Source organism: Nitrospirota bacterium (genome assembly GCA_016180645.1).
In the GTDB taxonomy this organism is placed as follows: Bacteria; JACPQY01; JACPQY01; order JACPQY01; family JACPQY01; genus JACPAV01.
Window position 1 is genome coordinate 42,519 of the sequence record JACPAV010000023.1, and the last position, 13,497, is coordinate 56,015.

Consider the following 13,497-nt stretch of genomic DNA (forward strand, 5'->3'; position numbering starts at 1 on the left):
TTCATTGGTGACCTCCCTCCCTTTCCTGTAGAATTCAGTTGTGGGACTCAGCCGCATAAGGGGCATGAGGGGGTTTCTGGGGAGGACTCGGGAAGTCTTCCTTCCGAAGGGCTATCCGTTCTTCCAACGCCTGATGATTCTGCTTCCGCTCCTCGGCCTCTATTTCGGCGGCTACTTCGGCCTGGGCCAATTCAATCTCCATCGCCGATACTACTATGACGTCTCGCTGCGGATCGACTCGATGATCCCCTTCATCCCTGAACTCATTTATCCCTACCTGCTCGTCATCGCCCTCGTCGCGATTCTCTATGTCGCCGCACCGGACCTGCCCACGCTGAAAAAAGCGGCCAAGGCCATCCTCGCCCTCGCCCTGATCCACTTCGTCTTCTTCGCTTTGGTGCCGGTGAAAGCCATGCATCGACCGATGGTCGTTGCCGATGGAACATGGACGAAGGAAATTCTCCTCTTCTTCTACTGGCTGGACGCGCCCGTCAATCTCTTTCCCTCAATGCACATCGGGATGTCCTTTCTCGTCGCATGGATCTGCGGCTCCTTCAATCGAACTCTCGGCATCATCTGCCGCATTCTCGCCTCCGCGGTGCTGGTCAGCGTACTCTGCGTCAAACAGCATTACGTGGCGGACGTGATGGCCGGCCTCGTCGTCGGCTACTTCTCCTACTGGTTCGCGTTCGTTTACGAGCGCCAGCCGCAACCCGACTGGGTTCCAATCGTTCTCGAAGCCCTCCGCCGCTACTCCCCGCGCTGGCCCAAGCGATAGCCCATTTGTTCGCGCCTGCCACAGTCGCGGCCGTGTGCTGGATTTCCACACCGCGGAGCCGCCTGTCAGAAGAGTCCACAGATATCTACTCGCCTGCTCACCCTTAGCCTGTAACGTCCTGAAAACACGGAGCGCGCCGAAATTGTGGCGTCCCTGCGCCTTGGCCCCGACTTTGCGAAATACTCAATGTGAATTTCACTAACGATTCACCCGCACCGTCCGACGACGCCATTGGAGGCATTGAGTTGGGGATAGTGGCACGAGGCAACCCTTCTTGGTCTAGGCTGTCGATCCGCGCTCTGATCGGCTCGGCTTTTCTCCTCGCCGTTGCAGGTTGCACGGGGAAGGGCGGCCGCATCGGTTACCGAGACGGACGCCTGCCTTCACAACAGGCTGATGTACGCACCGATGAACTCGTTCTCGAAAATCGACCGTTCGACCCAGAAAAAGTTGCCACCGATCCCGCGACCGGATTTCAAATGGTGTCGGACGAGATCCTTGTCACGTTCAAGCCGGGCACGACGGCGCAGGACGCCGAGGCCGCCGTGCAGTCCATCGGGGGAAAGCTCGTCGGATTCAACTCGACTCTTGATTTATATGAAGTCGAATTACCGGCCGCTCTCACGCCGGGGGAGGCTCGCGAAAAACTGAAGGCCAATCCGGCTGTCGATCAGGCCTTTCCCAACGGCATCGCTAAGGGCGATCAAACGGACTCTCAGTCCACCTGCGGCTGGCCCGATGGTTTTCCAAACGACCCGGTGTTCAAGGACTGCGACGCCAAGAACGATTGGGGCTATGCGAAGATCAGCGCGGGGCCGGCCTGGCAAACCACCGCCACGTTAACGGAGGTGGTGATCGCCATCCTCGATACGGGCGTCGATTCCTCCCACCCCGAATTCGCCGACCGCATGCTCCCCGGGCGTGACTTTGTTTATGGAGGGACCGACACAACCGACCGTCACGGGCACGGCACCCACGTGGCCGGCATAGCCGCGGCACGCGGCAACAACGAAAAAGGTATGGCCGGCGGCTGCTGGGAGTGCAAGATCCTGCCCGTCAAAGTGCTGAGCGATGGCGGTTGGGGCACGTGGATGGGAGTCCTGAACGGAATTGCGTGGGCCGCCCAGCAAGGGGCCGATGTGCTGAACATGAGCCTCGGCGGAGGCCGGTCGGAAGATCTCTACAAAATGATGGAAGATGCAATCGCTTCAGCCCGGAAGTCAGGAGCCCTCTCCGTGGTGGCGGCGGGAAATTCGAATACCGATGCTTCCTTCATGCTGCCCGCCGCGGCGCCTTCCGCGGTCACGGTGGCTGCGACATCTTCAACTGACCAACGCGCGACGTTCTCGAATTTCGGATCGATCGTGGATGTATCGGCGCCCGGCGTCGACATCTGGTCGACCTACCCGAACAACGGCTACAAATACATGAGCGGGACGTCCATGGCCGCGACCATGGTGACCGGCGCCGTGGGCTGCATTTTTTCACGGGGGGCCGCCTCCTCACCCGATGAAGCGGAAAGTCTCCTGAAAGCGGTGGCGGATTCAATCCAGACGGACAAGCCGCTGGGCGCCGGTCGCCTCAACCTTGGAAAGGCGTGCACATCCAACGGCAACAAGCCGCCGATGGTGGCCCTCCAAGCCGATCCTTCGTCTCTGAAGCCCCTGGGCGTCTCCACGATCACGGCGAAGGCCTCCGATTCGGACGGCGATCCTCTCTCATACGCGTGGACCTCCACCGGCGGCACGCTCACCGGTACCGGTACCACCGTCACATGGAACGCACCGGACAAAGTCGGGGCCTACTCGATCACGGTGAAAGTGAGCGACACCCACTACATGGTCCCCGCCTCCTTGACGATCTCGGTGAAAACCGGCGAGGTCTACAGCCTGGTCATCATGCCCGGGATCGTGCCCGACATGATCAAAGGGCAGACCCAACAGATGAAATGGCGCATCGAGGACGAGGTCGGCCAGGTTCTGAACGAATCGCCTGCGTGGAACGTGGCTCAAGGGGTCGGCTCCATCACCGCGGGCGGCCTCTTCACTGCGGAGAACCCCGGCGAAGGGCAGATCGTCGCCGAGTTCAAGGGTGCGGTGACGAACGCGAAGGTCAAAGTGGTCAACCGACTTCCCACCTGCTACGCCTCGGCCTTGCCGCTCAAAGGCCACATTCCCTTCGAAGTGGAGTTCGCAGGTTCCGCCGTCGACCCCGACGGGTCCATCCCGACCGGATCGTGGAGCTTCGGCGACGGAGGAACCGCGACCGGCATGGCCGCGAAGCACACGTACATTTCACCCGGCCATCCGGACGCCACATTCACGGCAACGGATGCCCATGGCGGCAGTTGCACAACGATCATCCCCATCCAAGCCGAGCCGCCGAACAAGGCGCCCACGTGCAAGGCTTCGGCAGGTCCGGCCACCGGCAAAGCACCTCTGCACGTGCAGTTCTCCTCCGGGGCACAAGACGTGGATGGAACCGTTGCTTCAACACTGTGGACCTTCCACAACGGCAGTACCCAGACGCAATCGCAGGCAAGCTTCCTGTACACAACCGCGGGTACGTACTCCGTCTCCCTCGCCGTGAAGGATGACGACGGGGCGACATGCGTGGATCAGACGAGCGTTATGGTCCTCCCACCCAACACGCCGCCGACCGTCATCGCGAACGCGAATCCCTCATTCGGAGATGAGCCCCTGCCCATCGTACTCAGTGCCACCGCGTGGGACTCCGACGGCAAGATCTCCTCGTACGCATGGACTACCGGCGATGGTGGAACCTCGTCACAAGCTTCGTTCGCCCACACGTACAAGCAGGACGGCGCCTACACGGCCACGGTCACCGTAACCGATGACGACGGTGCGAGGGCAACGGCCAAGGCGTCGGTGCAGGTGAAGCAAGTCATCCATCCACCCACCTGCACCATCGAGGCCATACCCACCCAGGGAAAAGCGCCGCTGTCGGTGAGCTTCAGCGGCAGCGCCGCCGATGCGGACGGGTCGATCACCGGCACACTCTGGTCGTTCGGCGACGGAACTTCTTCCAACAGCGCCGCCACCTCCCACGTTTATTCCAGGGCAGGGACGTTTTCCGCCGATTTCAAGGCCACGGACAACGACGACGCCACCTGTCACGGTTCGGTGCAGCTCAATGTCCGCCCCCCCAACCAGCCGCCTACGCTGGCGCTCCAAGCCACGCCACCCATCGGGAACGAGCCGCTGACGGTGCAGTTCACCTCCAACGCCGGCGATGCCGATGGAACCATCGTCGCCTACCAATGGAACTTCGGCGACGGGCAGTCGTCATCCGAAGCCAACCCTTCACACGTCTATGTGAACGATGGGAAGTACACCACCGCGGTGACCGTAACGGACGACGACGGCGCAACGGCCACCGCCTCGACGGTCATTCGCGTGGACAAGGTTTTCCTCCCCGTGTCCTGCACTGCATCGGCAGTCCCCGAGTGGGGGTCCGCGCCTCTTCCGGTCCAGTTCACGGGTACCGTGAGCGATCCGGGAGGAGATGTCGTTTCGTCTACGTGGGACTTCGGCGACGGCGCGTTTTCAACACAGTTGAGCCCCACGCATACCTATGGGATCGAGGGCGCGCCAACCGCAACCTTGCGCGTCAAGTCCGCCTGCGCCGCGAAGCAGATCGTAAGCGGTGATCGACATACCTGCGCCCTCCTGGCCGATGGGACCGTGGCCTGTTGGGGATCCAACCGTTCGGGTGAACTCGGGGACGGGAGCACCGTGGACCGGGATGTCCCCGTCGCCGTTTCCAGTCTGAACGGCGTGACCGAGCTAAGGGCGGGACGAGATCGGACCTGCGCAGTGCTTCAAGATGAGACCGTCCAGTGTTGGGGGAACTTGAGCGGGTTGGCGGGCGGCGACGGGACGTCGAGCCTTGTGCCGGTCGCTGTCGCGGACAGTTCGGGAGTTGGAGACCCGAGCCCGGCCTACTCCCATTCCTGCTCCATCCCATCCAACGGAACCGTCGCATGCTGGGGAAGCAACGCCTCGGGGCAGCTCGGCGACGGCACGACAGTGGACCGGCCCGATCCCGTCGCCGTAATCGATCTTCAAGACGCGAAGGCCGTTGCCGTCGGCGAGGAACATTCCTGCGCTCTTCTAGCCGGTGGGAGTATCAAGTGCTGGGGGTCCGACCATGAAGGTCAACTCGGAGACGGGGCAAGCGATCCCACAGTGATCAGGGCCGTCCCTGAGCCGATCGCTTCTTCCCTCTGCTCCGCCTGCACCAAGACTCTACACATAAGCGTGAATCCCAGTCAGCCGCCGGTGTGTTCGGTTTCCGCCACCCCCGTCGTTGGACCGGTGCCCCTGACCGTATCCTTCTCCGCACAGGGCTCGGACCCCGAGGGCCAGCCGGTATCGTTCGCGTGGACCTTTGGGGATGGAAACCCGGGCACGGGATCGAACCCCAGCCATTCTTATGTTTCTAGGGGCATTTTCACCACCCGTCTCACGGCGCAAGATCCGCAGGGCGCACAGTGCATCAAGGAAATCCAAATCCAAGCCAACCCGAACATGCCACCGACCTGCTCCGCCGCCGTGAGCCCGACGCGTGGACCGGCGCCGCTCCAGACCACGTTCACCGGAAACGCGGCGGACTCGGACGGCTCCATCGTCGGGTCCTCTTGGAACCTCGGAAACGGGTCCACCCTCACCACCACATCGGGAAGTTACAGCTACGCACAGGCCGGCACCTACTATCCGGTGTTCACCGCCAAGGACAGCAGCGGGGCAACCTGTTCCAAGAATTCCAGCGTGAAAGTGGATGCGAAGCCCGTTTGCGCGATCTCGGCTACACCCACCCAAGGGCGCGTTCCCCTCACCGTCTCCTTTGGCGGCGCGGCAACCGATTCTGACGGGTTCGTGATGGCGACCACTTGGAACTACGGCGATGGCTCCTCTCCCGGCGGCGGCTTCTCCACACACACCTTCCAATCCGAGGGCCAATACACGGCCACATTCACCGCCGCCGACAACGACGGGTACACGTGCACACCATCACTATCCATCAAGGTCCTCCCACCCAACAAACCGCCGACCTGCGCGGCAAGCGCCTCGCCGGCCAAAGCCCACGTTCCCGGAAACATCCCATTCTACGGCACGGCCTCGGACTCTGATGGCAGCGTAGCCCAATTGTTTTGGGCGTTCGGAGACGGCTCGACATCCAGCTCGCAAAATCCTTCGCACCTCTACACAACGCCAGGCTCGTTTGAGGCCAAGCTGACGGTCACGGACAACGAGGGAGCCACCTGCGCGAGCACCCAATCGATCGTGATCGAACCACCGAACAAACCGCCGACGGTATCCATGGCGGCCACGCCACCGAAAGGCCCCGAACCCCTGAACGTCGGATTCACGGCCACCACCTCCGATCCCGACGGTCAGGTGGTAACCTATGCCTGGAATTTCGGGGATGGAACTTCATCCGCAGCGGCTTCTCCGCAACACCTCTACTCACAAGACGGAACCTACACCGCCACACTGGTGGTCACCGACGACGACGGCGCGACCGCTTCGGCCTCGGCGGTGGTCGTCGCCGAAAAGGTCTTGATCGCCCCGAATTGCTCCGCCTCGGCCACCCCGATCAAAGGCCATCAGCCTCTGCAAGTCACTTTCAGCGGAACGGCTACGGACGCCGACGGCTCGATCCAGAGCACGACCTGGAAGTTCGGAGACGGCTCGCAAACCGCCGGCGCCGGCGCGACGCACACCTACACAACGCAGGGCTCCTATACAGCCGTCTTCTCCGCCGGCGACAACGACGGCGTTTCGTGCAGCGCACAAGTCGGCATCGTCGTGGAGCCGCCCAACAAACCGCCGGTCGCCGTCCTCTCGGCCGATCCCAGAGCCGGGTTTGTGCCGCTGGCCGTTTCTCTCAACGGCGCGGCGAGCTGGGATTCGGATGGATCGGTCGTCACCTTCGAATGGGATTTCGGTGACGGAACGCAGGGCATCGGGTCGACACCGGCCCATATGTTCAAAGTGTGGGGGGATTTCGAGGTCAAGCTTACCGTCACCGACGACGACGGAGCGAGGGGTACCGCCACCGTGTGGATCGAAGTCTGGGAGGGCGATACGGGTTCCGCTGATGCGTGGCCGATGTTTGGGGCGAACGCCGCGCACCACAACTTCTCTCCGGCGAGACTGCCCTCGACTCTCGATATTCTGCCTTCCATCTGGCCCTCGGGTTCAGGAGGCATCGGCGGACAGGAGCTGAACATTCCCGTCCTCTCGCCGGCCATCAGCGATGGCCTGTTGTATACAACCACCTCGGACCGCCTGCACACGTTCGACGCCCTCACGGGCAAAGCACTCTGGTCGCTCCCGGTACCTTACGCCTCGGACGACCCAACTCCGGCCATCGGCGAAGGCGTTATCGTGTTCACCACGGGCAACGAACTCTACGCCTACGAGGTCGCGACCGGCCGTCTCCTCTGGGGGCCGAAAAGCCTGGACCTTTGCAGCGACTCCACATCGCCCGCGATCGCCGATGGTCTCGTCGCTGCCATCGACTGCCAGAGCAATCTCCGGGTTTTCAGCCTGCACACCGGAGCGGCCGTGCTGAATGCGCTCGTGCACGGGGGACAAGTAACCACCCCCTCCGGCAGCCCCACCCTCTACAACGGAAAGATTTGGACGGCTACTCCCATGCCCTCCATCGGAAAAACCTATCTGGACCGCTGGAACGCTTCTCCTACGGGCTTTGAAACCACCACGGTGGTCGACGGCCTGGTCCAATCCGCGCCCGCCGCCAAATACAACACGCTGTTCGTGGGGGACCTCTCGGGCAGACTCTCCGCCTATGACGTGGGCACGGCCGTCCGCCGTTGGACCTTCCTGGCCGGTCACAGTGTTTCCACCACGCCCGCGGTCGTTCGCGGCAAGGTCATCTTCGGCTCGTGGGACCACAAGGTCTACGCCCTCGACGCCTTCACGGGGAAACTTCTTTGGAGCGCCCTCACCGATGGGGAAATCCGGTCCAACGTGGCAGTCACGCCGGACTACGCCATTGCGGTCAGCCGGCCGGGGACGGTCTACCGCTTCAAACTGACCGATGGATCGTTGGTCGATTCGACGGCCCTCGGCGTGGAAACTTGGGCCTCGCCCGCCCTCGCCCACGGCATGATCTATGTCGGCTCATCGGACGGGAAGATTCACGTCCTCGGCGACTCGAGCAAACTCCAGTCCCTGACACGCACGTGGACCTCGCTCGGAGCGGACGCCGGACACACCGGCTCCGCGCCCACGCTCGGCCCCACATCCGGAAGCGAACAATTCGTCTTCACCGCGGGCGGCGGCGTCAACGGCAGCGCGGTGTTGAACGATCAAGGTGAGCTCCATTTTGGCACGGCCTCGGGAACTTTCTACGCCCTTCAGCGTGACGCGACGGTGAAATGGTCCTATCCAACGGGCCTCTTGCGGGGCTCGGCGGCCATGGACGGTTGGGGCAATGTCATCGCGGCATCACAGGGAGGCGTGGTCCACAAGATCAGTCCCACCGGCGTGCTTCTTTGGACGTACTGGGTGGCCAATACCATTCAGGCCACGCCGTGCGTCGGCCCGGACGGAAGCGTGTATGTCGGGGATACCTCGGGAAAATTCTTCGGGATCAGCGCGGACGGCGCGCTCAAGTTCAAAACCTCTCTCGGCGACGCCATGCGGAACGCCTGCGCAACGGATGCCGCGGGGAACATTTACGTGGGCGGGGGAGACAACAGGCTCCGGAAGTTCAGCGCTTCCGGAGCCCTCCTTTTCGAGCGCGGTTTTACCGGGCCCGTGCTGACGACGCCCACGGTGAGCGAGAACGGAACCGTTTTTGTATCCACTCAAAACGGCTACTTCTTCGCCCTGACCTCCGGAGGCGGCCTCCTCTGGTACGCTTCCGGCGGCGGAACCGCAAGCGTGGACTCGAACAACGTCTACGTTCAGTCCGCAGGTGGACTGGATGTCTACACCCGATCCGGGTCACCCGTATGGAGCTTCAGACCCGGCGGCGGCTGCTCGAACCCCGTCACCGAAAGCCCGATCGTTGACGTGGAGGGAAACGTTTTCTTCAAGCACCGCGGCGGCGGATGCACGGGCGGAGCCGTCATCCATGCGCTCGATCCCACGGGGCAACTTCTCTGGAGCACCCCCGTAGCCGCCGGATCGGACTCCAGCCCCTCCCTCGGACGCGGCCGCGCGCTCTACCTCGGCTCCGGCCAGGGTCTCCACATTTTCGGCCAGAACTGAGCGCCAGAATCTTCGAGCTGCGTCTTCAATTGTGATGTAGATCACGGGAAAGTTAGTCCGGCCTTCCGGAACCTATTGCCGGGCGGTTGAGCGTGGAATTCGGGAAACTGCAACCTCTTGTTGCGTCGGTCCTTTCCACACGATCGAAGTGGTACGCGGGTTGCGTTTCTGTTCTTGAAATCGATGACCAAGCATGCTTTCCAAAGGACCCGTTCCCGTCGCCCCAACCTAAACTCTTCCTTCAGGTTGGCCGATGAGTTCAGTAGCTGAAATCTAGGGAGCAACGCCCAGGGAAAACCGAAAGGGGGGATCAGTGGGCAAGGAAGCCCGGAAACTCGGATCTTGTTTCATTCCGCTCGCCATCGCCGCCGCGGGCCTCATGGCAGGGCGCTGTACGCCGGGGATACCGCCAGGCTCCGCCCGTCAGGCTCCTGAGGCCGTGGAGGGCACCGACCTGATTCTGGAAGCCGTCCTCCCGCTCCATCCGGAGATTGCCGCCGCCATGAGTGCAATCGAAGATGAGACGGACCTCCAAGCCCTTCTGACAATCGACGGTGGCGAGGGTGTCGAGGGAGTGCGGGCCGGGGTCCGACTGGGAGTTCGCGCCGGCATTCGGGCGGGCCGTCGCGCAGAAGATACCTCCGGCGTTCGTCTCGGCGTGAGATTGGCCACACAAGAAGGCGTGCGCTTGGCGTCCGGCCGGGGCTTGGCTCCGTCCATCTTCCACCCGGACACTTCTCCCGAAACAAATCCACTCGACCGCATGCGCGTCCCCCTCACATTGACCGCCGAGTTCCCATCCACACCGGCCTTCGAGGACAAATCCCCCAATCTAGGCAAGCTTCCACCCGCGGCCCCTGCATCGCCGCCGGACTTGTCATCCCTCGGCTTCGTGGCCCATTTCCGCGTACACCCTGGCGGCCGGTCCGACCGCACCGGATCCATCCGAGCTTCGATTCGCCTTCGAAGACCTCGCCGAGCGGTTCCGTGAAAAACTCGTCCAGACGGCCAGGGCCTCGGGGGTCCCACCGGAGGACGTCCCGGAGCTCGCGTGGGCTCCCGCCGACTTCTCACATCCAGATACGGTCGCCACGGCAGATAGGGCCATCGTGCGGGTGGCGGAGTCGGCGAACATCACGCTAACCTGCTCCAAGTCGGAGTGCGCCTTCCGTTGTTCATGGACGTCGCCCGCCGGCTCTCGCGCGGGCGAGGTTTGCTCAAGCCCTTTGAACTTTCAGAGTGATCGAACCGGAGAACATCGGCTCTTCGTCGCCGCCGTGGATAAGTTCGGCACCCGTGATCTGAGTCCGGCGGAGATCGTCTTCCATGTTGTCTCCGATGTCGTCTGCGTGTCGGAATCCTGTGGGACCCCCCCACCCCAAGAATCGCCGGTGGACTCTCCCCCGTCTGACCCCGCGCCTGTCATTTCCCTTTCCGGTGATGACAGCGTGCCACCCGACACGCAGCTCACCGCCACGCCTCCGCGAGTCACGCGGGCCGATACCGCGACCTTCGAATTCGCGGCCTCAGAGCCTGTGGCGGCCTTCGCGTGCGGCTTGGGTTTGGGCGCCCCCTTCGCGTGTACGTCGCCTTTCGCCCTCATCGGGCTCAAAGAGGGCGGCCATGCGTTCAGAGTTTTCGCAGTCGACGCCGCGGGCAATCGCGATGCGTCCCCCGCCCTTTACGAATGGCTGGTGGATCGGACGCCTCCGAAGCCGGGGCAAGTCGCCGCCACCGGTCCGGGCGAATCGAGCTACCTCCGCTCGACCTCCATTCTGTTCATGGCTTGGACGGGTTTTTCCGATGAGCCCGCCGGCATCCAATCCTTCGACACCCAGGTCAACACTCAATCGGACTGCACGGGGGCGATCCAAGCCGCCGGCGATGCCGGTCTGGCGCACGCCGTCGAACCGGCCGGCCTGCAACTTCAGGATGGGAAAACCTACTTCGGCTGTGTGCGGGCCACGGATCGCGCAGGAAACGCCGGAAGTTGGGTTTTTTCACCAGGTCTCACGGTGGATGTGAGCGAACCCACATCAACCATCCTCCAGCCCAAGAGCGGATCCAAGCTCCCGGCCCTGTCGGCCATCGGCGGAACGGCCGCCGATACCATCAGCGGCGTGGCCGGCGTGGGCCTGACGATCCGGCGGGAAACGGACGGGCTCTACTGGGAGGGTACATCTTGGGGGAGCGAGCCAAGCTGGAACAAAGCGACGGGGGAATCCAATTTTGTCTTCACGGGTGTTCCGACCTGGGAAAGCGGCGTACGGTATGTCATTCGCTCGCGGGCGATTGATGTGGCCGGCAATTTGGAAACGCGCGATTCAATCTCCCTCTTCACATTCGATTCGACACCTCCCGCCTTCGCGGGAGCGGCATCGGCGATCAGCGCGGCCAACGCCGTGCGCGTGTCGTGGTCAACCGCCACCGACGCGGTTTCTCCTCCCCTCGCGATACGGTACCTCATCTGCAGGTCCGTCACCGCCGGGGTATGCGCTTCGTTCAACGCCACCGCCGTCACCGCCCCGGGAGTGACGAAGTTTGATTTCACCGGCCTGAGCGGAAACACAACCTACTATTTCGTCGTCCGCACGCGGGATGAGGCCGGGAATACCGACTCCAACCTGACCGAAGTCTCGGCCACCACCGGCAACGCCAACTGACCTATTTCCGCCGCCGGGACTGGGCTCTGTTTGAGAACGCGTTGGACCGGTAGACGCAGGCTTCAGCCTGCGTCCGAAGACGCACCCGTAAAGGGTGCGACTACCAAGAGAAGCGCCCCCGCAATGATGGGGTTTTCAAACAGGAAGTAGGTATACTGTCTCCAGATCTGAATATCCTGGGAATGACGGTCAGGCGGACGGTTCCTACATTCCCGGCGGAACCTGCGGCAGATGCGCCATGGCCTCATTTACCCGCTCCACGGGGTATTCGAAGTCCGTGAGCTTCCCGTGGAGGTAGTCTTCGTACGCGGTCATATCGAAGTGGCCATGACCCGATAGGTTGAACGCAATCACCTTCTTCCGCCCGCTCTTCTTGGCCTCCAGCGCCTCGTCGATGGCCGCGCGGATGGCGTGGGCCGACTCCGGCGCCGGCATGATGCCCTCCGACTTGGAAAACTGCACCGCCGCCTCGAAAGTTTCAAGTTGTTTGGCCGATCTCGCCTCAATATCGCCATGGTTCACAAGCGCGCTCACCAGAGGAGCCATGCCGTGATAACGCAGGCCGCCGGCATGAATGCCCGGTGGAACGAAGGTGTGACCCAGTGTGTGCATCTTCACGATGGGGGCCATCGCCGCGGTGTCGCCGAAATCGAACGTGTATTTTCCCTTCGTCATGCTGGGACATGACGCCGGCTCCACCGCCACCACCTTCGTCTTTTTCTTCTCCGTGAAGTTCTTCCAGAGGAAGGGGAAGGCAAAACCGGCGAAGTTCGATCCACCCCCCGCGCATCCGATGACCACGTCCGGATATTCTCCGGCCATTTCCATCTGCTGGAGAGATTCGAGGCCGATCACCGTCTGGTGCATGAGAACGTGCCCCAGCACGGAGCCCAGGCTGTACTTCTTCTTGCCTCCGGAGGTCGCCGCGACTTCCACGGCCTCGGAGATGGCCATTCCAAGAGATCCGGGAGAATCCGGAGTCTCACTCAGCAACTTCTTGCCGAACTGCGTTCGATCGGTCGGGCTCGCGTACACTTTCGCACCGAAGTTCTCCATGATGATTCGGCGGTAGGGCTTTTGATGGTAGGAAACTTTTACCATGTAGACTTCGAGATCGAGGCCGAGAAAACTGCACGCCATGGCGAGAGCGGAACCCCACTGGCCCGCGCCGGTCTCGGTGGTCAGTGCCTTCGTGCCGCCTTCCTTGTTGAAAAAAGCCTGCGCCACGGCCGTGTTGGGCTTGTGCGAACCCACGGGCGAGACGCCCTCGTACTTGTAATAAATGTGAGCCGGCGTATCGAGGGCCTTTTCGAGCCGGATCGCCCGATACATCGGCGTCGGCCTCCAAAGCCGGTAGATTTCCCGAACCGGTTCCGGGATCTCGATCCACCGCTCCTGGCTGACCTCCTGCATGATGATGCTCATAGGGAAGAGCACGCTCAGGAAGTCAGGGGTGACGGGCTGTTTGGTTCCCGGATGCAGCACCGGTTGGGGCGGCACCGGCATGTCCGCGTTGATGTTGTACCAGGACTTGGGAATCTTGCTTTCTTCGAGCAGGAATTTATATTGATCGCTCATCCGGACCCTCCTATTCGCATGGGTTTAGACCTCCCAGGCACGGATTATAGATAAACTCGCGGCGGACGCAATCTCCGGCGGCGCCTTCCCCAAGGCACCGTGGCGGAGCCTAAACCTGAATCCGGCGTGAATATGGCTTTTCCGGGGGCTGCCGTGGGGGTATGTTTTCGAGGTTTCTTTTTCATCGATTGTCAGGCGTGCGACCTTTCAG

Annotated in this window: 5 protein-coding genes; 4 read left to right on the top strand and 1 reads right to left on the bottom strand. The window is 62.4% G+C overall.

Translation table 11 applies throughout. The features are described 5' to 3' along the window. Nucleotides 1-64: 64 nt before the first annotated feature. The 4 genes from HYT87_14190 to HYT87_14205 all read left to right on the top strand — a co-directional run bounded on the left by HYT87_14190 (nucleotide 65) and on the right by HYT87_14205 (nucleotide 11,708). Entirely contained in the window at nucleotides 65-778 is a 714-nt protein-coding gene (locus HYT87_14190; GenBank protein ID MBI2060913.1) for a phosphatase PAP2 family protein, read from the top strand. A gap of 254 nt (nucleotides 779-1,032) precedes the next feature. Next, nucleotides 1,033-9,045: a PKD domain-containing protein gene (locus HYT87_14195; GenBank protein ID MBI2060914.1), complete on the top strand. Its 8,013-nt coding sequence runs from the start codon at nucleotides 1,033-1,035 to the stop codon at nucleotides 9,043-9,045. A 313-nt stretch (nucleotides 9,046-9,358) separates the two neighbouring features. Next, entirely contained in the window at nucleotides 9,359-10,036 is a 678-nt protein-coding gene (locus HYT87_14200; protein MBI2060915.1) for a hypothetical protein, read from the top strand. 118 nt (nucleotides 10,037-10,154) lie between these two features. After that, nucleotides 10,155-11,708, top strand: a complete 1,554-nt coding sequence (locus tag HYT87_14205; GenBank protein MBI2060916.1) for a fibronectin type III domain-containing protein — start codon at nucleotides 10,155-10,157, stop codon at nucleotides 11,706-11,708. A gap of 204 nt (nucleotides 11,709-11,912) precedes the next feature. Here the strand turns inward: HYT87_14205 and HYT87_14210 are convergent, their stop codons facing one another. After that, nucleotides 11,913-13,286 (bottom strand): TrpB-like pyridoxal phosphate-dependent enzyme, encoded by a 1,374-nt coding sequence (locus HYT87_14210; GenBank protein MBI2060917.1) that lies wholly within the window; start codon nucleotides 13,284-13,286, stop codon nucleotides 11,913-11,915. Between the last annotated feature and the right edge of the window lie 211 nt (nucleotides 13,287-13,497).

Excerpts from the sequence above, each read along its gene's own strand:
- HYT87_14190 (MBI2060913.1), top strand. The coding sequence starts at position 65 with ATGAGGGGGTTTCTGGGGAGGACTCGGGAAGTCTTCCTTCCGAAGGGC.
- HYT87_14210 (MBI2060917.1), bottom strand. The coding sequence starts at position 13,286 with ATGAGCGATCAATATAAATTCCTGCTCGAAGAAAGCAAGATTCCCAAG.